The organism is Kitasatospora putterlickiae, from assembly GCF_039527695.1.
Taxonomy (GTDB): Bacteria; Actinomycetota; Actinomycetes; order Streptomycetales; family Streptomycetaceae; genus Kitasatospora; species Kitasatospora putterlickiae.
In genome coordinates, this window is the sequence record NZ_BAAAKJ010000240.1 from 1 (window position 1) to 23,196 (window position 23,196).

At 70.3% G+C, this 23,196-nt stretch carries 18 protein-coding genes, 1 tRNA gene and 1 pseudogene; 17 read left to right on the plus strand and 3 right to left on the minus strand.

Annotation, left to right across the window (positions count from 1 at the left end):
- Positions 1–164: 164 nt before the first annotated feature.
- The 10 genes from ABD308_RS24025 (at position 165) to ABD308_RS24070 (ending at position 9,521) form a co-directional block, all read left to right on the plus strand.
- Positions 165–581, plus strand: coding sequence for a hypothetical protein (locus ABD308_RS24025; protein WP_344338475.1), 417 nt, complete (start codon positions 165–167; stop codon positions 579–581).
- 11 nt (positions 582–592) lie between these two features.
- Positions 593–1,093, plus strand: coding sequence for a hypothetical protein (locus tag ABD308_RS24030; RefSeq protein WP_344338477.1), 501 nt, complete (start codon positions 593–595; stop codon positions 1,091–1,093).
- Between the two features lie 78 nt (positions 1,094–1,171).
- On the plus strand, positions 1,172–2,002 hold the full coding sequence (locus tag ABD308_RS24035; protein WP_344338479.1) for a hypothetical protein: 831 nt from the start codon (positions 1,172–1,174) through the stop codon (positions 2,000–2,002).
- Complete coding sequence (locus ABD308_RS24040; protein ID WP_344338481.1) at positions 1,999–3,378, plus strand: ATP-binding protein; 1,380 nt, start codon at positions 1,999–2,001, stop codon at positions 3,376–3,378. Before ABD308_RS24035 ends, ABD308_RS24040 begins: the two co-directional genes overlap by 4 nt.
- 35 nt (positions 3,379–3,413) lie before the next feature.
- The gene (locus ABD308_RS24045) at positions 3,414–3,860 is read left to right on the plus strand and encodes a hypothetical protein (RefSeq protein WP_344338483.1); all 447 of its coding nucleotides are present in this window, start codon (positions 3,414–3,416) and stop codon (positions 3,858–3,860) included.
- A 16-nt stretch (positions 3,861–3,876) separates the two neighbouring features.
- On the plus strand, positions 3,877–4,881 hold the full coding sequence (locus ABD308_RS24050) for a DNA cytosine methyltransferase (protein WP_344338484.1): 1,005 nt from the start codon (positions 3,877–3,879) through the stop codon (positions 4,879–4,881).
- A gap of 234 nt (positions 4,882–5,115) precedes the next feature.
- The gene (locus tag ABD308_RS24055; RefSeq protein ID WP_344338486.1) at positions 5,116–5,970 is read left to right on the plus strand and encodes a bifunctional DNA primase/polymerase; all 855 of its coding nucleotides are present in this window, start codon (positions 5,116–5,118) and stop codon (positions 5,968–5,970) included.
- A 3-nt stretch (positions 5,971–5,973) separates the two neighbouring features.
- Positions 5,974–7,452, plus strand: coding sequence for an ATP-binding protein (locus ABD308_RS24060; protein ID WP_344338487.1), 1,479 nt, complete (start codon positions 5,974–5,976; stop codon positions 7,450–7,452).
- A 450-nt stretch (positions 7,453–7,902) separates the two neighbouring features.
- Positions 7,903–8,091 (plus strand): helix-turn-helix transcriptional regulator, encoded by a 189-nt coding sequence (locus ABD308_RS24065; RefSeq protein WP_344338489.1) that lies wholly within the window; start codon positions 7,903–7,905, stop codon positions 8,089–8,091.
- Between the two features lie 59 nt (positions 8,092–8,150).
- Entirely contained in the window at positions 8,151–9,521 is a 1,371-nt protein-coding gene (locus ABD308_RS24070) for a tyrosine-type recombinase/integrase (protein WP_344338491.1), read from the plus strand.
- A 171-nt stretch (positions 9,522–9,692) separates the two neighbouring features.
- Here ABD308_RS24070 and ABD308_RS24075 read toward each other — a convergent pair.
- A tRNA-Tyr gene (locus ABD308_RS24075) sits at positions 9,693–9,773 on the minus strand.
- Positions 9,774–9,989: 216 nt separating this feature from the next.
- On the opposite strand from ABD308_RS24075, the gene ABD308_RS24080 reads away from it, so the two are divergent.
- A complete protein-coding gene (locus ABD308_RS24080) occupies positions 9,990–10,478 on the plus strand; it encodes a YajQ family cyclic di-GMP-binding protein (RefSeq protein WP_344338493.1) in 489 nt (162 codons plus the stop codon).
- A gap of 25 nt (positions 10,479–10,503) precedes the next feature.
- Here the strand turns inward: ABD308_RS24080 and ABD308_RS24085 are convergent, their stop codons facing one another.
- Complete coding sequence (locus ABD308_RS24085) at positions 10,504–10,797, minus strand: tyrosine-type recombinase/integrase (RefSeq protein ID WP_344338574.1); 294 nt, start codon at positions 10,795–10,797, stop codon at positions 10,504–10,506.
- Positions 10,798–11,181: 384 nt separating this feature from the next.
- On the opposite strand from ABD308_RS24085, the gene ABD308_RS24090 reads away from it, so the two are divergent.
- Entirely contained in the window at positions 11,182–12,099 is a 918-nt protein-coding gene (locus ABD308_RS24090) for a hypothetical protein (protein ID WP_344338495.1), read from the plus strand.
- Positions 12,087–16,820 (plus strand): caspase family protein, encoded by a 4,734-nt coding sequence (locus tag ABD308_RS24095; protein ID WP_344338497.1) that lies wholly within the window; start codon positions 12,087–12,089, stop codon positions 16,818–16,820. The genes ABD308_RS24090 and ABD308_RS24095 overlap by 13 nt, the downstream gene beginning before the upstream one ends.
- 243 nt (positions 16,821–17,063) lie before the next feature.
- Here ABD308_RS24095 and ABD308_RS24100 read toward each other — a convergent pair whose 3' ends face one another.
- Entirely contained in the window at positions 17,064–18,398 is a 1,335-nt protein-coding gene (locus tag ABD308_RS24100; RefSeq protein ID WP_344338500.1) for a tyrosine-type recombinase/integrase, read from the minus strand.
- A gap of 598 nt (positions 18,399–18,996) precedes the next feature.
- On the opposite strand from ABD308_RS24100, the gene ABD308_RS24105 reads away from it, so the two are divergent.
- The 4 genes and pseudogenes from ABD308_RS24105 (at position 18,997) to ABD308_RS24120 (ending at position 22,823) form a co-directional block, all read left to right on the plus strand.
- Positions 18,997–19,209, plus strand: a complete 213-nt coding sequence (locus ABD308_RS24105; RefSeq protein WP_014136342.1) for a helix-turn-helix transcriptional regulator — start codon at positions 18,997–18,999, stop codon at positions 19,207–19,209.
- Positions 19,210–19,414: 205 nt separating this feature from the next.
- Positions 19,415–20,718: pseudogene (locus ABD308_RS24110) on the plus strand (DUF3631 domain-containing protein).
- 270 nt (positions 20,719–20,988) lie between these two features.
- Positions 20,989–22,020 carry a DUF2637 domain-containing protein gene (locus tag ABD308_RS24115; protein ID WP_344338503.1) on the plus strand — a complete coding sequence of 344 codons (1,032 nt, stop codon included), beginning with the start codon at positions 20,989–20,991 and terminating at the stop codon, positions 22,018–22,020.
- Positions 22,021–22,376: 356 nt separating this feature from the next.
- Positions 22,377–22,823, plus strand: a complete 447-nt coding sequence (locus ABD308_RS24120; protein ID WP_425554837.1) for a plasmid mobilization protein — start codon at positions 22,377–22,379, stop codon at positions 22,821–22,823.
- Positions 22,824–23,196: the final 373 nt, after the last annotated feature.

Consider the following 23,196-nt stretch of genomic DNA (forward strand, 5'->3'; position numbering starts at 1 on the left):
CGAGGCGCCCGCCCCGGCCGCGCCCGCCCGGGCCGCGCGCTGCGGCCGGTCGCCTCAGCCGCGGGCAGGCCGCCCTACCGCGTTCCCCGCACCACAGCCCGCACGCCCGCCCGGGCACCACCCGCCCGGCACCGCCCGCCCCCTCACCTGTTGGAGGACTGCCTGTGACCCTCTTCCCGCCGCGCCCCGGGCACGGCACCCAGTACGCGGACGCGGACCTGACCATCTACGACGTCATCGAGGCGGACGCCGACATGGCCGAGGAGATCATGGAGGGCGCCGACGACGCCCGCCGCGCGGCCGAGGGCTGCGAGCGACTGCTCGGCCACCTGGAGGCCCTGCACGCCAAGGTCGTCGAGCTGAAGGTGCCCGGCGTCCTGGAGGGCATGGTCGCCGCGCTCATCGACCACGCCGGGACGGTCAAGGCCCGTGCCGAGGCCGTCGCCGAGACCATCCCCGCCGCCTCCGAGGCCATCGCCACCGCCGGTACGAACGCCGCGGCCCGGCACAAGCCGCTGGCGGACGCCGTGCGCGACGCCGGCCACACCGCCCCCGCCGAACGCGACTACCACAACGAGTAGGAGCACCACCCATGTCCGACTCCGAACTGACGCCGGTCACCAGCAGCCGGCCCGTCACCACCAGCACGCCGCCCTCCGACCGCACCGACGGCCCTGGCGACGGCACCGGGGAAGCGCTCACCGGCGCCGGGGGCGCCCTCGCCGACGCCGTCCGGTTCGGCATCGTCGTCGCCCAACTCGCCATCGCCTCCGTCAAGCTGGCGTTCCTGTCCGAGCGGGTGCGCGCCACCTACCGGTACGTCGAGGACTGCGCGCGGTCGGTGGACCGGCTCGCCGACCAGGCCGCCGCGCTGAACGTCGACCGCGACACCGTCGGCGAGCACCGCGACGCCGCCACCGTGATGCGCGCGGTCCTGGAGGAGGCCGAGGCCATGGCCCAGGCCACCGAGGACCTGTCCACGCTCTTCCAGGCCACCGCCGACGCGCACGAGGCCGACTACGGCCCGGTCGCCGAGGCCGCCGACGCCATGCCCGTCGAGATGGCCGACCGCGAGTTCTACAGCAACCGCTGACCCCGCCCGGGGCGGCGCCACCGCCCCACACGCGGCAGCGCCGCCCCTTCGCCTCTGGCCTGCGAAGGAGCACACCTGATGATGTCCCTCGGACCCGTGCGCGGGCGCCTCGCCGTCGCCCGCGACCGCATCGGCCGCGCCGCCACCCTCACCGGCGCCCTCGCCCTGACCGGCACCGCCCTCAACCCCGCCTGGTACCCGGCCTCGATCGGCGCGGCCGGGGCCGCGCTCGGCTTCGGCCTGCTCTGGTCCGCGACCCTCCCCGCCGGGCAGGTCCGCGACACCGCCACCGCCCTGTACGTCGCGCCGTCCGCCGCCATGGCCGGACTGCTCGTCACCGAGCGCCTGGTCCATGGCCTGCACTGGTGGGAACTGGCCGCCGACACCGCCTGGACGGCCGCGGTGTGGTTCGTCCGCCCGGCCCGCCTGGCCCGCGTCATGGCCGGCCGCGAACCCTCCCTCACCCCCGCCGCCGTCGCCACCGCCCAGCAGAACCCCATCGGTGCGGCGCCCGCCGAGGCCGGCGAGCGGCACCCGATGGCCGTGTGGTGGTCCGAGCGCGCCGCCATCGAGGGCGGCCTCGCCCCCGGCACCGTGCTGGAGCACATCGAGCAGACCGGCCCGCAGTCCATGACCGCGGTCATCCGCTCCGCCCGCCCCGGCGCCCCGGTGCCCACGGTCTCCATCACCTCCCTGTCGGCCCTGCTGGACTGGGACGAGGAGGAGATCACCGTCGCCAAGATCCCCGGCCGGGGCGCCGGGGTGCGCCGCCTGACCGTCGGCCGGGCCCCGCAGCAGGCCGCCGACCTGCACGCCTACTGGGCCCAGCACATCGCCCCCAAGGGCATGCCCGGCACCACGATCACCGCGATCCGCACCGTCGACCTCGACAAGCAGCTCGACGCGTGAGCCGCACGGTCTACGAGTTCACCGTCCAGTCCCCGCCCGGCGACCCCATCACCTACGACATCGAACGCCTCGCCGACGCCATGCGCATCGACGACATCTCCCGCCTGTCTGTCGAAAGCCGCGGCAGCCAGGCCATCGTCACCGTCTACCCCGACGACCCGCTCGCCGACGTCCACCTGCCCGACCCCGACCTGCTCGCCATGGACGAGCGCGGACGCGTCTGGGCCGGGCTCTACCACAACGGGCGCCGCGTGTGGGTGCGCCTGTACGACCCCGTGTCCGGGTCCGCGCAGCGCCTGCTGCTGTTCGGCACCACCGGCGCCGGCAAGTCCACCGCCGGTCAGATCCTGCTCGCCGCGATGAAGCGCTCCGGCATCGCCGTCTGGTACGCCGACCTCAAGGGCGGCCAGTCCGCCCCCGAGGCCCGCGGCAACGTCGACTGGCCCGTCTTCACGCAGGAGGGCGCGATCGCCCAACTGCGCACCTACTGGGACGTCATGAAGGACCGCGAGGAACGCTACGCGCGCCTCGGGCGCTCCAAGTTCCTCAAGGACCGCCCCGACCCGCTGATGTACGAGGTCATCGACGAGGCCAACCGCCTGCTGGAGAAGGGCGCCCCCTACCGGGACGAGGCCACCTACTACATCAAGGACATCGGCCGCACCGGCCGCTCCCTCGGGATGGGCATCGCCCTGTTCGCCCAGGCCGGGCACCTCGAAGAACTCGGCGGCTCCGACACCCTGCGCTCCATGCTCAAAGAGGGCGAAGTCCTGCTCCTGCGCTGGACGTCCAACCTCATGAGGCAGCTCGTCGCCGACGGCCTGCTGCCCCCCGGCCAGAAACTCGCCCCCATCCCCAAGTACGCCGGAGCCACCCGCCTCATCTCCCAGTTCGAGGCCGAGGAGGACGAGAACCGGCCCGGCACCCAGGGCAGCGGCTACCTCCTGTCCGGCCCCTACCCTGGCGCCCGCATGCGCTTCTTCCGCGTCGGCTCCGCGCTGCCGACCGAAGGCCTCGACCCCGAGATGCTCGCCCTCTACGGCGACGGCCCCCACGCCGCCCTGGAGAAGAGCGCCTGGCCCGTCGCCGGAGACGCCTACACCCAGCGCCTCGACGGCGACGCCGCCTACACCGCCGCCTTCGCCCGCAACGTCACCGTCGGCCCCGGCACCAACCCGCCCCCGCCGCCCCCCGCCCCCGGCGCGAGTCAGGCCTCCGACCGGCTCACCATCACCGACCGCGTCCAAGCCGCGCTGGAGAACAACGGCGGCGCCGACATGGACGCCCACGCCCTACTCACCGCCGTCAACGCCGACGGAGGCCGCACCGTCGCCCTCGGCAGCATCCGCAACGCCCTCAGCCGCCTGCGCACGTGACCCACCCCGCCCCGCCGAACCGACCGGAGACACCCATGGACCACACCCAGCCCATGCCGCAGCCCGCCGCCCCGGTCCTCCACGGCCCGGACGGCACCCCCTACTACGCCGCGCCCACCCCGCTCACCGCCCCGCCCGCCGTCTACCACCCCGCCGTCCCCGCGCCGGTCGTCCACGGCCCGGCGCTCGCACCGACCGCCGTCTACCTGCCCGCCCCGCCTCCGGCCACCAACCCGGCCCCGGTGCGAGACCCGTGGCCCGCGCGCCTGCTCGCCGGAGGCGTCGCCCTCGGAGCCGGCGGACTCGGGATCGGCTACGCGGTGCAGGCCGTCGCGGCGGCGGCCGGAAGCGTCGGCGGCCTCGCCGCGCTCGGCGTCGGCGCCTACGCCCTCGCCAAGACCACCAGCGGCGGGAGCGGCCGGGGCGGCAGCGGGCAGGGCGCGGTGAACGTCAACGTCACCGTCTCCAACCGCAACCGCTGACCAGGAGAAACCCGCCATGGATATCCCGTCCCGCACCGCTGCCGAGAGTGCCCGGACCCGGCGGGCGGTGGACCTGTTCGCCGGGGTCGGCGGCCTCGACCTGCCCGCCCGCGAGATGGGCGTGCACGTGACCGGGATCGAGTGGAGCCCGGACGCGTGCGCGACCCGCCGTGCCTCCGGCCTCGACACCATCGAGGCGGACGTGCGCGACCACGACCCCGCCGACTTCCCCGACGCAGACCTGCTGCTCGGCGGACCGCCCTGCCAGCCGTTCTCCGCCGCCGGGAACGGGGCCGGACGCCGGGCCCTGGCGGACATCATCGCCCTCGCCCACCGGATTGCCGAACGCCGACCTGTCTCCCGCCACACCCACAACCCCAGGACGGACCTGATCCACCTGGTCCTGGAACCGCTCCGGTGGGCGGTGGCCCACCTCGACACGGGCCACCCGTTCGAGGCGATCGTGCTGGAGCAGGTCCCGGCCGTCCTGCCCGTCTGGCAGGCGTACGCGGGCATCCTGCGCGCCGAGGGCTACAGCGTCGCCGTGGGGACGGTGAAGGCCGAGCAGTACGGCGTCCCGCAGACCCGCCGCCGCGCGGCCCTGATCGCCCGCCTCACCGGCCCCGCCGCCCTGCCCGCACCCACCCACCGGCACCACGCCAAGAGCACCCCTCGCACGGCCGGTGACCCCGGCCTGCTGCCGTGGGTCGCCATGGGCGACGTGATCCCCGGGCGAGGCCCGTTCACGGTGGTCTCGAACTACGGCACCGGCGGTGACCCCAAGGCCCGAGGACGTCGCAGCAGCGGCGAACCCTCCGCGACCGTCACCGGGAAAATCTCCCGCGTCCGCGTGCTCGCCGACAACGGCACCGAGGACCGCTTCACCTGGTCCGAGGCCGGAGCACTCCAGTCCTTCCCCGTTGACCACCCGTGGTCCGGGCGCGACATCGGCCAACAGATCGGCAACGCCGTCCCACCCCACCTCGGCGCCGCCCTGCTCACCGCCGCCCTCCGCGCCTAGGCACCCGGTCGTGCCTGCTCACCTGGACTGGCGCGACGCCTCTCACTACGACCGCACCCGCACCCTGCCCTGCCGCTGGTGCGGACGTCCCACCCCGCTGCGCGACGACCAGCGCAGACCCTCGCACAAGGTCTGCGCCGAGAACGCAGCAGACGACAACGGCGGCGGCCCCCTTCCGGCAAGAACCGGGGCCGCCGCCAATCCAGACCCGTCTAGAGAACTGGAGATCCCAGCATGACCCAATCCACCGCGATTCGGGGAGAGCACCTGACCACCGCGCTGTTCCTGGCGGCGTTCGGCGTGCCCGTGCTGCCGCTGCGGGCCAGGAAGGTGCCGTTCGGCAACTGCCGGCGCTGCACCGGCAACGCGTGCGGCGGCCGGCCGAACATGAAGACCCCCGGCCCCTGCCTCTGCCCGTTGCCGTGCCACGGTTGGGCCGCCGCCACCACCGACCCCGACGTCATCAACTCGCCCGCGTGGGCGTGGGCGTGGCGGGAGGCCGCCGCTGTGGCCTACCACCCCGGCGGTGCGGACGTGACCGTCGTCGACCTCGACAACGCCGAGGCCATCGCGTGGGCGCGCGTCGCGTTGCCCGCCACCCGGACCGTGCTCACCACCCGGGGCGAGCACTGGCTCTACCGGGGCGCCATGGCCTCCGCCAACCGCGTCAGGCCGGGCGTGGACGTCAAGTCGTCCATGGCCTACGCCCGGTGGCTCGGGCCCGGCGCCGGCACCATCGCGACCCTGCCGGACACGGTCCGCGACCTGCTGGTGAAGGACCCCGCCCCGGTCCGGCCCGTGGTCGTCGCGGCGCCCGCGCCGGCCGGTGGCGGCAGGTGCCCGCACCGCACGCCCACGTTCCTGGAGCGGGGCATCGCCATGGCCGAGCAGCGCATCGCCGAGGCTGCTGCCGCCGTACACGCCACCGTCTACCAGACGTTCCTGGCGGTGCTCTCGACGCACGGCCGGTGCGGGTGCCTGACCGAGGCCCACACCGCGCGGCTGTTCACCGCCGCGCAGGCCAAGGGCGAGTCCCCGCGGCACTGCGCCGACGCCTGGGCCAACGCCCTCGTCCGGCTGGGGCTGTAGCACGTGGCCGAGGACGAGAAGAACCCCGCCCGCGAGATCATCGCCACCTACGCGCAGACGCACTTCCGGTACTTCCGCACCGCCGACGGCACCGTCTACGCCCAGCGCACCGGCCACCCCGTGGCCCGGCCGATCCGCTCCCAGGGCACGACCGGCAGCCACCGCCAGGAACTCATGGTCGGCCTGTACAAGGACGGCATCGGCGTCTTCAACGGCACCGCCCTCAAGGAGGCGTTGGACTTGATCGAAGCACTCGCCCTGTCCGAGGCGGTGCAGCCCGTCAACATCCGCGTCGCCCCCGGGTTCGACGGCGCGACGTGGCTGGACCTGGGCCGCTCCGACGGCCTGTCCGTGCGCATCCACCCCACCGGGTGGGACACCGTGGTCCCGGACCCGAGTGAGGTGTGCTGGCGGCGCACCCAACTCACCGGCGAACTGCCGGTGCCGGTCAAGGACACGGACGGCAAGGGCATCGACCTGCTGCTGCGGCTGTGCAACTTCGCGAACGCGACGACGGAGTGCCTGGCCATCGCCTGGCTGATCGGCTGCCTCGGGCCGTCCGTGCCGGTGCCGGCGCCGTTCCTCACCGGCCCGCAGGGCGCGGGCAAGTCCACCGGCGGGCGGATGCTCGTGCGAATCATCGAGGGCATGAGCGGCGACCTGCGCCGGGCCCCGAAGGACGAGGAGAACCTGATCGCCGCCGTCGCGGCCGGATGGGTCACCGCCCTGGACAACCTCTCCCACATGACCCCCGACCTCTCCGACGCCATGTGCTGCATCGTCACCGGCGCCGAGTCCGTCAAGCGCGCCCTGTTCACCGACGGCGACGTCCACCGCTCCGCCTACCGCCGGCCCCTGCTCCTGACCGGCATCGACGTCGGCGTCATCCGCCCCGACCTCGCCGAACGCCTCCTGCCCCTGCGCCTGGAGCGCCCGCGCGTCCGGCGCACCGAAGCGGAGCTGTGGGCCGAGTACGCCGAGGTGCTGCCCGTCGCCCTCGGATCCCTGCTCGACCTCGCGGTCAAGGTCCGCGCGGCCGAGGCCGAGACGCCGACCGACCTGCGCATGGCGGACTTCGCGCACCTGTGCGCGCAGCTCGACGCCGCGACCGGATTCGGGGCGCTGGCCGCCTACCGGGCCAGCCTGGACGACCTGAACGACGACGTGATCGAGGGCGACCTGCTCGCGCAGACCGTCCTCAAGCACGCCGAGACCATCGCCCCTGGCACCGCGCAGCGCATGACCTCCACCGAGTGGCTGCACTGCCTCGGGCGCCTCTACAGCGGCGACGACCTCCGCGCCCTACCCAAGGGCTGGCCGACCACCGGCAAGGTCCTCTCCGACCGACTCAAGCGCCTTCAGCCCACCCTCGCCGCCCGGGGCGTCCTCATCGACACCGGCCGCACGAAGGAGGGCCGCTACCTCGAAATGGCCCGCCCCGTCGCGGCCGTCCCGCACGAGCAGCAGCATCTGCAGGTCTGACCGGCGCAGGCTCCCCGGACAAGCAAGAAGAGCACCCGGCTGCCCGAGCGGGTGCTCCTCTTGCTGTTCGGCGAAGCCGCCCCGATGGTCGCGCCGCGAAGCGGCTCCTAAATCGCTCTTCGAGGCGCTGCCAACCACGACAGACACCCCCCTCCTTTTTCCTAAGTAGGGGAACGCTGCGTCACCCGCGTCACCCGGCCCAAAAAACGGCCCCTGACCTGCGCAGGAACGGGTGACGCAGACGACGGACGCTGCGTCACCCCTGCGTCACCCGCGTCACCCGATGACGCAGCCCAAGACGCAGAGGTGACGCAGACCCCGCAACCTGCGTCACCAAAAACCGCAGGTCAGGAGCCCGAGTGACGCAGATGACGCGGTGACGCAGAAATTCCGACCTAGGACAGCGCGCCCGAATCCCACCGCTCAGAACTGAACGAGGAGAGCCCACCCGTGGCCGAGCCCCGAAGCCTCAAGCTGTCCGACGTGCTCAGCGAGCTGAACATGTCCCGAGCGGCTTTCTACCGCATGCGTGCCCGGGGCCACGGCCCCCGGCTCATCAAGCTGCCGAACGGGCACCTCCGGTGCCGCCGCGCCGACCTGGACGAGTGGCTGGCCAGCCTGGAGCAGACCGCCGCCTGAGACCCGACTTTACGGGCCCGGCTGCCGCCGGGCCCGTTCGCTGTTCCGAGGAGTACGCCTTGCCCAAGCCCACGTTCAAGGTCCGGATCTGGGCCATCCGGGAGCACGTCCGTTCCGGTCCCAACACGTTCGAGCTGAGGTGGAAGGTCGGCAACGAGCCCTTCTCCGCCACCTTCAAGACCAAGACGCTCGCGGACGGCGAGCGTTCCAAGCTCGTGACGGCGGTCAACGCCGGTGAGCCGTTCGACGAGATCTCGGGCTTGCCGATGTCGGTGGTGCGCGCCCGGGATGACGTGAGCTGGTACGCCCACGCCCGGGACTACATCGAGATGAAGTGGCCGGACTCCCCCGCGAAGACCCGCACGACGCACGCGGACATGCTGGCCACCGCCACGCCGCACCTGGTGAGGTCCCGCGTGGGGATGCCCCCGGCGCGAGACCTGCGGACGGCGCTCTACAGCTGGGCCTTCAACATGAACCGCTGGACCCAGGAGCCGCCCGACCAGGTCAGGAAGTCGCTGGCGTGGATCGAGCGGCACTCCCTGCCGATGAGCCAGCTCGACGACCCCATGGTGATCCGCAGGGTGCTCGTGGCGTTCACCAAGAACCTCGACGGCTCGAAGGCCGCGGCGTCGAGTGTGATCCGAAAGAAGAACATCTTCCACAACGTCCTCGGGTACGCCGTCGAAGCGCGACGCCTGCCCCACAACCCGCTCAAGCTGGTGCAGTGGACGGCGCCGGCCGCCGTCGAGGAGGTCGACCCGGCGGTCGTGGCCAACCCCCGTCAGGTGCGGGACCTTCTGGCTGCCGTCCGCACGCAGGATGCCCGCGGCAGGCACCTAGAAGCGTTCTTCGGAGGGATGTACCACGCGGCCATGCGGCCGGCCGAAGCCGTGTTTCTCCGCGACGCGAACTGCTACCTCCCGCCCGACGGCGCCTGGGGCATGGTGACCCTCGGGAAGACCCGCCCGCGCGTGGGCAGCTCCTGGACCGACAGCGGCAAGCCGCACGACGAGCGGGGCCTGAAGTGGAGGCCGGAGAAGGAGACCAGGCCGGTCCCCATCCCGCCGGTCTACGTGCGGATGCTCCGCGACCACATCGCCGCACACGGCGTCGCGCCGGACGGCCGGCTGTTCCGCACGGCCCGGGGCGGCATGGTCCAGGAGAGCGGGTACGGCGTCGTGTGGCAGCGGGCGCGGGAGAAGGTCCTCGTCCCGGAGCAGTCTGCCTCGCCGCTGGCCAAGCGGCCCTATGACCTGCGCCACGCGGGGGTCTCGTTCTGGCTGCGGTCCGGCGTGGACCCGGCGGAGTGCGCCCGCCGCGCCGGCCACAGCATCGCCGTGCTGCTGCGCGTCTACGCGAAGTGCCTCGACGGTGCGATGGAGGCTGCGAACCACCGGATCGCCGAGGGCCTGACCGAGTGGGACTGACCACGGCCCGTCCCTGGGCCATCCCACGGATGTCCCACACGCGCTGGTCAGGAAGCGAGACAGGCCGAGACAACCCAGTCTTTTCGGGTCTTTTCGATCACCCCTGAGGGCGCACATTAGAAAGGGCCCGTGTTCTGCGTTTCCGCAGGTCACGGGCCCTTCTCTATCCTGTGGCTGGTGCAGGGTTCGAACCTGCGTAGCTTGCGCGACAGATTTACAGTCTGCTCCCTTTGGCCGCTCGGGCAACCAGCCAGGATTTTTGCCGTCCGGGGGCTCGCCCCGTTCGACTGGGTAAACCTTACCCGATGCCGGGGGGTGGTCCGCCACCTGGTTCCGTGGGGCGGGATCGGCGGGTGTGGCGTGGCTGTCCTGGGCGGGGGCGGGGGTGGGCTGGATAGGCTGGGGCGGCGGGCGTCCGGTGGGGCGGGCCGTGTCAGTGCAGCCAGAGCATCAAGGAGACCAACACCCATGGCCGACTCCAGTTTCGACATCGTCTCGAAGGTCGAGTGGCAGGAGGTCGACAACGCGATCAACCAGACCTCCCGCGAGATCTCCACGCGCTTCGACTTCAAGAACGTCGGTGCCGAGATCAAGCGCTCCGGCGAGACGATCGAGATGAAGGCCAACGGCGAGGAGCGCGTCAAGGCGATCCTGGACGTGCTGCAGAGCAAGTTCATCAAGCGCGGTCTGTCGCTGAAGGCGCTGGACGCCAAGGAGCCGCAGCTGTCCGGCAAGGAGTACAAGATCTTCGCCGACGTGAAGGAAGGCATCTCCCAGGACGATGCCAAGAAGGTCGCGAAGATCATCCGGGACGAGGGCCCCAAGGGCGTCAAGGCCCAGGTCCAGGGCGACGAGCTCCGGGTCACCTCGAAGAGCCGTGACGACCTGCAGGCCGTCCAGGCGCTGCTCAAGGGCAAGGACCTGGACTTCGCGCTCCAGTTCGTGAACTACCGCTAGTCGACCCCGCTGACCTGCGGAAACGCTAGCTTTTCGGCCCGGGAGGGCACATCGAGGGCACAATGCGGAAGACAGCCTTGATCGCAGCCCTCGTTGTGTCCTCCTCGTCCGGCCACAGGTGCGTGTAGGTGTTGAGCGTGATCGACGGCTTGGCGTGGCCGAGACGCTTCTGCGCCGTCCTAACGCTCTCGCGGTGCTTGATCAGCACCGAGGCGTAGAAGTGCCGGAGGTCGTGCATCGTCACGTCGTCCGGCACGTGCCACAGAACGCGTTCCCCGCCTTCCGGCCGCCCCGTCCTCTTCACCTCTTGAGGAGGCATCCTCGCACCGCTTCGCGGGGCCTTCAGGGGCGACAAGAGCCTCCTCGTTCAGCAGCGAGGCCAGGAAGGTAACCGGCAGGTCGGCCAGGCGGTCGTCGGCTCAACTGGAGCTCTAGCCCGCAATGACGGCGATCGCCGTGCCGACCAGCATCTCCGCTCAGCGCTGCAAGTTGGCACGGCGGCTGTACGGCGACCAGGCAAAACGCGAACTCGGAGAGCACATCAGTCTCCAGTGCCGGACGGATGACGATCACCGGCCCAGTTTCGTTGACACCCACCTCGGGCACCGCCAAGCATCTGCGCTATTGGAGAACTGGTCCGGCTGGGCCGTATTCGCCCGTCCAGGTGGCTAGGCTGACGGGGCATCCACGGGAGGGCGGGGCAGTGACCGAGGTCGTATTCATACACGGCATCAGTAAGCAGTACCTCAGCGAGGACTCGTTGGCCCGGGATGTGGTGCCGGAGTTGCTGGGAGGCGTGCGGCTGGCCGGCGGCCCGGTGCCTGCCAGTGATGACGTAGGCGTCGCCTTCTACGGCGACGTGTTCCGCCTTAGCGGTACCCGCAGCGGCCACTACCCCCGTTACGATGCCGCCGACGTCGAGAGCGAGGAGGAGTTCGCGCTCCTCATGACATGGTGGGCGGAAGCAGCCCGCACCGACCCCGGAGTACCCGGCCCCGACGAGGCAGGTGGGCGCGGTGCTGCCGGGTGGGCGGCCACACGGGCGTTGCGGCTGCGAGCGGTGCGGGCGGCACTTGACGCCCTCACGGGAGCGCGGTACCTGCGGGGCGTCCTCGATCAGGCACTCATCGCCAATCTGAAGCAGCTGACCGGCTACTTCACCGATCCGTCTGTGCGGAGCACGGCGCGGGAGCGGCTGGCCGCTCGGATCACACCGCAGACCCGCGTGGTCGTCGCGCACTCGCTCGGCTCGGTCGTCGCCTACGAGACCCTCTGCGACGAGCGGTTCAACGCTGGATGGGACATCCACGCCCTGGTCACACTCGGCTCACCGCTCGGCATGGGCGCGCTCGTCCTCGATCGGCTGCAGCCCGCGCCAAAGGATCGTCAGGCACGGTGGCCCGTACCGCTCCGCTCCTGGACCAACATCGCGGACGCCACTGACATCGTTGCCGCCGTCCGCGACCTCCGCCCGTACTTCGGCCCCCGCGTCACCGATTTGACCGTCCACAACGGCGTCCACATGCACGACGCCACGCGGTACCTCACGGCCGTGGAGACCGGTCGGGCCATCGCTGCAGGACTCGTCCGGGCAGACAGGGACGGCCCATGCGCTACCTAATCGCCGCTGGCACCCGCCACTACCCTCGGCACCCGGGCCTCGCGGAGCTGCCCCAGGCGCACGAGGACGTCGACCGGATTGTGCGGTTCCTCACCACGGCAGAGATGGGGTATAGCCGGGTGCTGGAGGCACACTCCGAGGACCCCACCGCAGCGGACTTCGAGGACGCGCTCTCCTCGTGGTGCCTTGAGGCAGAGCTCACCGCCGATGACGTGATCACCGTCTACTACGCCGGGCACGGCGACGAACCGACGCCGGGTGGTCGGTACCGCCTGGCCTGCACCGACAGCCGGGAGGGACACGCCCGCTCGTGGCTATCGTTGGACAACCTCACCGAGGCCCTCGCGGCATCGCCGGTGCGCCACGTCCTCTTCATCATCGACGCGTGCCATGCCGAGGTGGGCGCCGCCGAGATCGGGACCGTGGCCAACGGCATCGTCGCGGCTCGGCCGCGCTCCGACGCCTACGGCTCCGGCACGTGGGTGCTGGCCTCCGCCCGGCACCGCGACGTCGCGATGGACGGCGCGTTCGTCACCCGTCTGGTGGCCGCCTGCGAGCGGGGCGACGGTCCGTCCCAGCGCTTCCTCTCCCCTGCAACGGTGACCGACCGCGTCAACCGCGTCTTCGTGGCGGATGGGTACCGGCAGCGCGCCGCTTGCTCCTCGACGGACCAGGCAGAACAACCGCCCTTCTTCGCCAACCCCGGGTTCGACCCGAGCGCGGAAATAGTGCCGGACGGACCACCGTCCCGCGAGGCGTCGGACCTCAGCTCGCACTTCGAGCCCCGGGGACGCGGCGTGGAGCAGGTCTACGACTCCGGCTCCTACTTCACGGGGCGGGGCCGCGCCCTCACCACCCTACGCGACCACCTCGCCGGCACTGGCGATCACGGCGTCCTGGCCGTCACAGCGGCACCAGGCTCCGGGAAGTCGGCGGTGCTGGGACGGGTGGTCCTGGATAGGCATTCGGACGTTTCGATCAACGCCCGCCACCAGGTGCTGGGCGACCTGGTGAGCCGCTTGGCTGCGGCCTCCGACCTGCGTGTCTCCGACCCAACGGCACTGCTTAAGGCGCTGGCCGGCCGCAGCAGGCCACTCCGGATCGTGATCGACTCCCTCGATGAAGCTGGCCCGGCCGACGACAAGATGGAAGCCCGACACATCGCGTGGGAGCTGCTACGCCCCCTCGCCGCGGTTCCCTGCGTGCGGCTGGTCGTCGGCACCCGGCGGGAACTCGTCCCGTACATCGGCGACCAGGTGCCGGTGGTTGACCTGGACAGCCCAGAGTACGCAGCCGACACCAGCACGGTGGAGTACGTGGAGCGCATCCTGACCGACCAGGGATCCCCTTACCAGGGAAATTCGGGCAGTGCCCGGGCGATCGCCGAGGAGGTCGCCCGCCGGGCTGGCCACTGCTTCCTGGTCGCCCGCATGGTGGCGAGCGCGCTGCTCCGCGCCGAGCCGATGAACACCAGCACGCCGGGCTGGGCGGAATCCCTCCCCTCGGACGTAGGCGGTGCGTTCGAGGAGTACCTGCGGCGATTGCCGAACGATCGGCGCGAGGGATCCACCTGGCTGCTGACCGCCCTGGCGTTCGGCGAAGGGCACGGGCTGCCTCGCAAGGTCTGGCTCCCGGTGGCCCGGCGACTGTCCGGACTGCCGTTGCGAGAGGCGGACATCGACACGCTGCTGGAGGAGAACGGCTCTTACCTCTCGATCGTCGAGATCGCCGGCGCCAAGCATTTCCGTCTCTACCACCAGGAGTTGACGGACCACCTGCGACAGCGCGTGCTGCGACACTGGGACCTGCGGGACGTCGCCGAGCGCTTCGTCGACGCTTTGCTCGATCTGACGCCAAATCGCGCTTGGTCCCGCGCCCACCCTTACGTTCGCAGCCAACTGGCCACGCACGCGGCAGCAGCAGGCGTGATCGAACGCTTCGTCGCGGACCCGTCGTTCATCCTGGCAGCCGAGCCAGCGGGGTTGCTGCGGGCAGTGCGCCATGTGAAGAGCAATCCGGAGCTGGCCATGGTCGTGGAGCGCTTCGTGGATGTCAAGGATGACGTAGCGCTCCAACAGACCGACCAAGCCGCACGATTGGCGTTCGTCGCCGAGTCGCACGGAACTCCCGAGCTTGCTCGGCGAGCGGAGGAACTGTCAAGCTCCGTACGACGCGTGCGGATCGAGTCCCGCCCGGTGACACCGCACCGCATCGTCGGCCGGCACGAGGATGTGTCGTACTCCACCACGTCGTTCGACGGTAGTTGGCTGGTCCAGGATGCCAAGCTGCCGAGCGGTGACAGGGTGGCACTGGCTTTCCGTCGGACCGAACCCATGGGTAAGTCGGCCCGTTCCTCGGTCGTCCATCTGTGGGCCCTCGACGACCCGGCTAACTCAACCGTCCTTCCCCATTCAGCCGCTGTGGTCGATGTGGCCGTTCTGCGGGCCAACCAGGGGAAGCCCCTAGCTGCGACACTTGACGATGCGGGGGATCTTCGCGTCTGGGACTTGGCGGGCCGCACACTCATCCGGCATCTGCCACGTACGAGGTACCAGGCGATTCTCGACACGGGAAAGCTGACGGATGGCACCCCCGTGGTGGTGTGCAGGGACGAACGGCGGGTCGTTGTCCACGATCTCCTGGCGGTACCGGTGTTCGAGGTTGACTATGTCACGCCGACGAATCTTGCCGTCAAGCGTGGGGTAACCGCCCGGCTGGTCCACCTCGGTTTCGACGAACCGGCTTTGATTGTGTGCGACGGAGTCCGAGGAACGGTCACCCGCTGGACGCTGGATGGCACGTGCTCCATGCTCCTAGAGGGGCTGGATAAGCCGATGCTGCTCGGCGAAATACTCCAGAGGGAAGGCGCCGCGACTGTCGTGGTCTGGGAGGGCGACTACTCGCGCGAGCAACCTCGGCGGCTGTTCCTGCTCGACTGCGGCTCTGGAAAGGCCACCGTCTCACAACATGATCCCCACGGCTGGCCCCAAGGCGGGTTCGTATCACTGGGTGGATCGGACAGCCTCTACGTCACGGCCTCCCGTTGGGGGGACATCCAGGTCCAGTCGACAATCACGGGACGTTTGGACACCGTCAAGTCGATGGGTGGTACAGAGTTCTTCGCTCCATTCTCGACTTCGTTGCGCGGACGTGTCTTCGCTGTCGTCGGAGAGATCGTCGGGGGGATCCAGATTCTGGACTGCGGCACTGGCGCGCCCGTCAGCGCCCCGATGGTCGGGCATGAGGGGGCAGTAGGTGCTATCCGCCTTCTGGGCTCCGCCAAGCCGGAGAGCGCAGATGTCCTCACCGTGGGCAATGACGGGACGGCTCGGCTATGGCACTGGACATACACCGAGGACACCTGGCGTTCGGATCAGGAATCGTCGGAGAGCGAGGCGGACTCCACATTCGCCAGGGCTCATACGCAGGCGATCTATGGGTGGAGAGAACGTCCACACGTCGTCGTCGCCAGTTCCTGGGGTGGCTTCCGCCTCCTGGATACCACCACGCTGGACCACACTGGACCCGAACACGGGAAGATGACCGCGCGTGAACTGCTGAGTATCCATAATGCGCTGGAGAGTTGGGCGGAGGATCCCGATGGCACGGTGAACCTTCTGATCAAATCCGAGGAGATCGTCGACACCGCCACGGAGTCACTGACAAGAGCGAATTTCGTTTGGCATCGGATCACGACCTCCGAGACAGTGGACTGTACGGAGCTGAGCGGCCTCACCATGGTCCCTTGGGGAGTGGATTGCCACCTGCTGCCGGCTTCGGCCCTCCATCCGCATGCTCGCGTTGTCGGTTACTGCCCGCTGAGCGGCAGGCTTCATGCGGTCGCGTCGTACAACGCCCAGACCGCGACCACGCAGAGCTGGTGGCAAGTCGACCCAAATGAGGACATGGCCTACTCCACTGCATTCACGGCGAACACCGGGCATGCCGTCCTGATGGTTGGGGTGCGCCAGGCAGCTGTCCGTGGGGACTTCACGATCTCCCATCACTTCGTTACTCATGACCTGCCGGGCAAAGACGGCCCTAGCCAGGGCTTCCTTTGGGACGCCACCACGGGGCAGCCCCTGCGACGCACCCCCCTTGAGCTCCCCGCGCAGCTCACGGCTCTGGCACCTCATCACGCCACAGAAGGAACCCGTTATGTCGCCATGGCGTGCCGCGACGGGAAGGCCTCGGTGCTCGACTTGGATACAGAACGGACGCGCGTGATCCACCTGCCCTCCTCGGATCGCAGCGAGCGAAGACTGAACCCGTTTCGGGCCCTCGCCAACGGCCACAGCCACTTCCTACGATGGGCCGACACCCGCAGAGGCGGCCCTGTCCTTCTCTACATGGACGCTGCCGAGACTGATGACTCCACCGTCATCCCGGTGACCGTCTGGGACTCCGCAACCCCCGACGCCCGGCACCGTACCCTTGCGGTCCGGGCTCGCCGCCTACTCTGGACCGGGCCATCACCCAACGGGGAAGCCCTCGTTGCCGTCAGCGACGAGCATGGAGTCACTCTCTGCCACCTTCCCAGTGGGGAGCAGGTGTGGGCCACACCTGCTCCGGCATTCGTGACCTCTCTGACCGCACTGCCCGGTAGCCCAACCCTGGATCTCGCCGTAGGAACCCAGCAGGGTGTGGTCCTACTGCGGCCTCGACTGTCCGCCCTCTGGGAGCGGCGACTGGGGGTGCGCCCAGTCGGCACAGCTGGGTGATCTGCGCCGTCCAGCATCTCCTCGGCCGGAACTGGCGCGTGGTCGGTCCCAGTTACTCGGGCGTCGGACACGCGGGAATACACCGTCCGCTGCTGGTGGATCCGGGCCAGCAGTGAGACAACAGCAGAGATCATCCTCTGGTTAGGGCATGCGGAAGACACCTTGGTTGCGGCCTGGAGACTGTCCGCCAAAGACGGTATCGAACACGCCTGCTCAACTATTCGACCTCCAGAGAGCCTCGCCTCAGCTGGCTTGCCCCGATGTCTTCGCAGCCTGCGAACACATCGAAGGTGCAACGCCGAGGACGGCTTCGATCGCAGCCCTCGTTGTGTCCTCCTCGTCCGGCCACAGGTGGGTGTAGGTGTTGAGCGTGATCGACGGCTTGGCGTGGCCGAGACGCTTCTGCACCGTCTTGACGCTCTCGCGGTGCTTGATCAGCACCGAGGCGTAGAAGTGCCGGAGGTCGTGCATCGTGGCGTCGTTCGGTACCTGACGGAGCGTCGGCTCCGCGTCGGTCGGCCGGCCACGGCGTTCCCAGCTCTTGAGCGCGCTCTCGTACTGCTTCCGCAGGGCCTTGTCGGCAACCCGCACGAGGGTCTCCCACACCGATGCCCAGGCCGCACGGCGGATCGCCTCACCGCGCTCGTTGGTGAAGACAAGCAACGCCTTCCGCCGCTTCCATTTGGAGGGGCGCGGGTCGGTGCGGTCCTCGATATCGACCCGTCGCGCCGGGTACTTCTCCAGGTGCGCCGCCAGCGCGTCCATCGCGGGCTTGGCCACCGGGACCGTTCGGTAGCTCTCGTGGGTCTTGGGCGGCGCAAGGTACGGCTCGCCCCGATCCGGGCCGACCACCTGCTGCTTCACCTGGACCGTGCCGCGCTTGAAATCGATGTTCGCCAGCTCAAGCCCGAACAGCTCGCCCTGCCGCAGCCCCGAGGCCGCCGCCAGGAGCAGTAGCACCCGGTACCAACCAGGAGCGGCGTCGACCAGGGCCGCCACGACCTCGACGGCGAGCGGGACGATCTCCTTGCGCGGCGGAGGCGGCAGCTTCACCCCCTTCGTCGGGTTGAACGGGATCTGGCGGTCCAGCTCCGCGACGCGAAAGATCGCGGTCACGTAGCTGTAGTGCACCCGCAGAGTCGACGGCGCCAGCACCTTCGAGCGGTCCTTGACCCACGCCTGGATGTCCGAGGTCTTGACGCCCGCGATGGCCCCGTCGCCGAGGATCGGGTAGATGTGCAGACGAAGAGCCCGGTCGACGCGCTCGACGGTGCTCGACCCGTGGACGGCGCTCGCGCGCCACCGCTCGCCGACCTCTCGGAACGTCTCCTTGCCGAGGGCGGGGTCGATGTAGGCACCGCGGTTGAGGTCGTTGTCGAGGCGGGAAGCCTCCGCGTCGGCATCGGCCCGCCGGGCGAAGTTGAGCTTGCGCTGCTCGCCGCTGGGGTCGCGGTGGCGGACCTGCCAGCGCTTGCCCTTGCCGTGGTCGGCGGTGGGGTACTTGCCCTTGTGCTCACGGCAGGACTTGTCGGTGGGGCGGGGGTGGGTCTTGTGCCAGGTGTCGTAAACGGTCGCCATTCGGCTCCTTGGGTCGGGGCAGGGGGAATTACGGCCTTTGGCCGGCAGTCGGATGGCGGTGGCGGCGGGAAGGTCTGGCCGCCGAATGGACCGCGCAGGCAGAAGCGCTCTCAGCACCTGCTCTTGGCGGGGTGTTGGATATTGATCGAGTGGCAGCCGATTGTCAAGTGCGAGTTTCCCGTACGGCGACTTCCGTGCCCGATAGTGTCCGATCGTGCCGGATCGTCCCAGGTTTTCAGCAGCGCATTCGCGTGGCGGGCGCGATCGTGACGCCGATCCGCAGCAAGACGCGGCCGAGCTTGCACATGGCGTGCCGTAGAGCCGTGGGGGCTGGGCGGACCTCTGCCCTCGGAGGCGGTCGGTAAGCCGATCCGGGGCCGTTTTAGGTTGCGAGCCGGGTCGCATGGAGAATGCTTCGCACGTCGCCTCACCGAGCAGACCACGACTCCGCCCGGGGCCGCAGGAAGGCGGGCTTGGGTCCTTTTTAGGTTTCCGGCCGGGCCGCGCGCAGACTTCTCTCCGCGCGGAAACGCACCTGCCCCTCGCGGGCTTCGCCGACCTGCCCGAATTCCCCTTATCCCCTACCTCCGGAGACCTCTTGTCCAAGATTTCCCGTGCCACCGCCGATCGCCGTCCGCTGGCCAGTGCCGAGGAGCTCGCCGCGTACCTCGGTGTCCCGCTGGGGACCGTCTACGCCTGGCGCCACCGCGGCCAGGGCCCGACAGCGATCAAGGTCGGCCGGCATCTGCGCTACCGCTGGACGGAGGTGGAAGCCTGGCTCGACAGCCAGAGCGCCGACCAGGCCGCCTGATCGCACCCGCCTCAACGCACCCGAGCGAAGCAACGCTCCTGTCTGCCGTCGGCTGACTTGCCGCCGTGCGGTGGATCTTGGCTTCGCGCAGTCGTACCCTCCTCGCCGCAGCCCCAGTTCACATCTCGAATGGCGAGGCGGCACTCCTTCCCTGTCCCCTGCGCGGTGCGGCGGTTCGCCGCCGCACCGCAGTCTGGAGTCCCCCATCACCCCCACGTCCAACCTGCCCAACCTGCCTGTTCTGGCGGCCTCGTGGCCGCCGGTTGCCCAGCCGGGCCACCCCGGCGTTCACGTGTCCGACCAGCCGCTGCCGGAGTCCATCGCTGGCGAAGAGCCGGCCGCCGCCGACAGCGAGGCCGGCAACCTGCCAAGCTCCAACGCGGTTCCGGACATGCCCGAGTCGCCGGGTGCCGAGCTGCTGACTGAGTTGCACACCCACATCCGCCGGTACGCGGTCCTGCCGTCAGCGGAGGCCCTGGACGCCGTCACGCTGTGGGCCGCCGCGACGCACCTGCAGGCGGTGTGGCACCACGCGCCGCGCCTGGCGATCGTGGCTCCCGCCCGCCGGTGCGGCAAGTCCCGCCTGCTCGACGTCCTGGTCGAGACCGTCCACGACCCGCTGATCACGGTCAACACCAGCGCGGCGGCCATCTACCGCACGATCAGCGACCGGCCCCGCACCTTGCTGGTCGACGAGGTCGACACCATCTTCGGTAACCCCAGGACCGCCGAGAAGTACGAGGACATCCGCGGCCTGCTGAACGCCGGGCACCAGCGCAACCGCCCGGTCACCCGGGCGATTGGCAACGACCACCAGGCCCGGGAGTTCGAGACCTTCGCCATGGCCGCCCTGGCCGGGATCGGTGATCTGCCGGACACGATCATGGATCGGTCGATCGTGATCCGCATGCGCCGCCGTGCCGACGGCGAGGTCGTCGCGCCGCTGCGCGACCGCCGAGACGGTGTCCTCCTTCGGGAGACCCGCGCGAAGCTCTCCCTCTGGGCAAGCCAGGTGGCCGAGCAGGCTCAGGTGCTGGAGCCGGACATGCCGGTCGAGGACCGGGCCGCCGACACCTGGGAGCCCCTGATCGCGGTCGCCGACCTTGCCGGCGGCTCTCTTGGCCGCGCCGGGCCCGCCAGGCGTGCGTGCGCATGGTCGCTGCGGAGGAGGTGATCGAGGAGGACAGCTGCGGCGGAGCGAGGATCCTCGCCGACATCCGCCGGATCTTCTTCGCCCACGGCGACCCGGAGACCCTGCCCACCACCGCCCTCCTCGCGTCGCTGAACGACGACCCGGAGGCTCCATGGGCCGAGCACGGACGCGGCGGCCTCACCGCCCGAGCGCTCTCCGGACTGCTGAAGGACTACCAGACCTCCTCCGCCAACATCCGCCTGCCCGACGGCACCCAGCGCAAGGGCTACACCTTCAACAAGTTCGCCGACTCATGGCGCCGCTACTGCCCCAAGGTCCACCCGCTCCCGCCCCGCGCGCCCGCGGCCGATGCCTGACCCCACCCGCCAGAAGCGGTAGGCCCCGTCCCCGCCGTTGCATCCCATGCCCCAAAGGCCACAGCTGGGACGGCATTCCCCTCCCGCCGTCACGCCGTCCGTATCGCCCCCGCTTGCCGCCGGGCTCGGCGTACACCGCTAGGACGGCGGGCGGGACGTCACTGCCGGCTCGACCGGCCAAGCGGGACAAGGGCCGTGGACGCCCAATACGGATGCAACGGCCCACCGCCACCAACACCTCGACCGCCCCCAAGGAGGACCATCACCCACATGCCCACCACGGACCGCGCCGCCCGCACCAGCCGTGTGACCGTCTGGGATTTCGCCGCGATCGGCCTGCTCGCCGCCACCGGCTTCGCCCTCTTCTATGACGCCCTGCGCCAGATGGCCCTCGCCATCCAGATCCGCGACCAGCTCGCCTACCTGTTCCCGCTCATCATCGACGGGTTCGTCGCCTACAGCGTCCGCGCCCTTCTGCTCCTGCGAACCGCCCCGCTCACCGCCCGCGCGTACGTGTGGCTGCTGTTCGGCACCTCCACCGCCGCCAGCATCTGGGCCAACACCCTCCACGCCGTCCGACTCAACCAGCTGACCCCGGCCACCGCTGGGCACCTGCACCTGAGCGACACGGCGGTCGGCGTCCTGTCCGCCATCTCCCCGCTCGCCCTCGCTGGAGCCGTCCACCTCGGCATCCACACCACCCGCCACATCCGGCCCGTCGACCAGTCGAACGGCGAACCGGTGGTCCGCAACTCGGTCCCCGTCCCCTCTTCTGGGACCGGACGGTCTCCGGACGACGGACGGTCCACCGGACCGGACCAGACCGTGGAGGTCCGCCAGACCGGACCGAACCGGACCGCGAACCGGACCGCCGGACCGCTGCGGCCTGCGGACGGACCGGACAGGGACCGCTGTCCGGGACCGGACCCGGAACCGGACGGGCAATTCCGCTCAGACCGTCCGTCCGCAGGCGAGGACCTCCCATGGACAGACCCAGACCGCGCGGAGCACGCCCGGACCGACGACACCGTGGTCCAAGAAGCCGCAGGCCAGGGGCCGAGCGGAATTGCCGGGCCGTCCCCGGAGCCTCGGCCCGTCGGCCGGCCAGCGGGCGCGCCGTTGGAGGATCTGGCCGGCATCGCCGTCCGGGCCTGGACGGACACCGGGAGGCTGAGCCGGTCCGTCGTCCGCGACGCGGTACGCGCCCAGGGCCTCACGTTGTCCGACGAACGCCTCACCGCGGTCATGAAGATGGTCCGTCCGGACGAACCGGACGACGACGGTCCCGCCGCCGGCATCTGATCCCGGCCATTCCGCTCACCCCGGGTGCCTCGCTCGGCACCGTCCCGCGAGGCACCCGGATCCCCTCTCCGTGATCCAGACCAGGCCCGGCCCGGCCCCGCCCACCGTCCCCACGCACCCCCAGGAGTCCCCTCTGACGATCCACCAGCCCGACCCCGGGCACACCAACAGCCCCGACCGCGACCTGGAAGCGCTCCTCAACTCGCCTACTCCCAAAGGTGATCCGCGACTGGCGTCCGAACTGACCACCCCTGGCGCAGCAAGCTATCGCGTGGGACCGCCCCAGAGGCGGCCCCACGCAGGTCCCTCGCCGGTCGGCGAGGGACAGCCCGTCACCGGCAGCTCGGCACCAGGGGGTGCCGAGCGAGGTAGGGGAAGGGAGCGACAGCCTTGAGAACATCGCTCCGATCCACCCCGCTCGCCAGCCGCGTCGCCGCCACCGTGACCCTCAGCAGCGCCCGAACCGAGTGACCGTCCGATACAACGCCACCGAATACGAAGAGATCCGCCGAGCCGCCGCTGCCCGCAGCCAGGCTGTCGCCCGCTTCTGCGCCACCAGTACCCTCAACGACGCCCGCGGCCTGAGCGCCGGTGATCCGCAAGACCGCCTCGACCGCGCCGTCGACGAGTTGGCCGCCTGCCGCGCTCAACTGGCCCGCGTCGGCAACAACCTGAACCAGGTCACCTTCGTGCTCAACGCCAGCGGCTTCCACCGCCCCACCGAACTCGACGCGACACTGGGCCTCGTCCGGCGAGCGGTCTCCCAGGTCGACACCATCGCCGCCGAACTCGTGGGGCGATAGGAGCCGGGCGGCAAACGTCGACAGCACCGCCACCGCGGAACACAACCACCTTGACCGCTACAGCAGTTGATGTCGATTTGGTGTCGCTATCGGTGATCGGGAACATTCCCGCGCAGGGGTGTCTTGTGTCGGTTCCCACCGACCAGCACCTCTGGAGGCGCCCGTGTCCGACCCCGCCAACACCGCCCGTCCCGTGATCCGCGCCGTCCCCCACCCCGACCCGCTCAACCCGCTCGGCGCCACCATCACGTGCCCACTGTACGACGCCGCCCGCGACTGGCTCCTCCTGAACATCCGCGCCCACGTGTTCGTCCGTTGCCGCTGCGCCCACGAATGGCACGAGCCCGACCTCACCTGCGACTACTTCGATCAG

Bases quoted from the DNA above. Each gene is read 5' to 3' on its own strand.
- ABD308_RS24045 (WP_344338483.1), top strand. From the start codon at position 3,414: ATGGACCACACCCAGCCCATGCCGCAGCCCGCCGCCCCGGTCCTCCAC.
- ABD308_RS24095 (WP_344338497.1), top strand. From the start codon at position 12,087: ATGCGCTACCTAATCGCCGCTGGCACCCGCCACTACCCTCGGCACCCG.
- ABD308_RS24030 (WP_344338477.1), top strand. From the start codon at position 593: ATGTCCGACTCCGAACTGACGCCGGTCACCAGCAGCCGGCCCGTCACC.
- ABD308_RS24035 (WP_344338479.1), top strand. From the start codon at position 1,172: ATGATGTCCCTCGGACCCGTGCGCGGGCGCCTCGCCGTCGCCCGCGAC.
- ABD308_RS24115 (WP_344338503.1), top strand. From the start codon at position 20,989: ATGCCCACCACGGACCGCGCCGCCCGCACCAGCCGTGTGACCGTCTGG.
- ABD308_RS24055 (WP_344338486.1), top strand. From the start codon at position 5,116: ATGACCCAATCCACCGCGATTCGGGGAGAGCACCTGACCACCGCGCTG.
- ABD308_RS24100 (WP_344338500.1), bottom strand. From the start codon at position 18,398: ATGGCGACCGTTTACGACACCTGGCACAAGACCCACCCCCGCCCCACC.
- ABD308_RS24050 (WP_344338484.1), top strand. From the start codon at position 3,877: ATGGATATCCCGTCCCGCACCGCTGCCGAGAGTGCCCGGACCCGGCGG.
- ABD308_RS24080 (WP_344338493.1), top strand. From the start codon at position 9,990: ATGGCCGACTCCAGTTTCGACATCGTCTCGAAGGTCGAGTGGCAGGAG.
- ABD308_RS24085 (WP_344338574.1), bottom strand. From the start codon at position 10,797: ATGCCTCCTCAAGAGGTGAAGAGGACGGGGCGGCCGGAAGGCGGGGAA.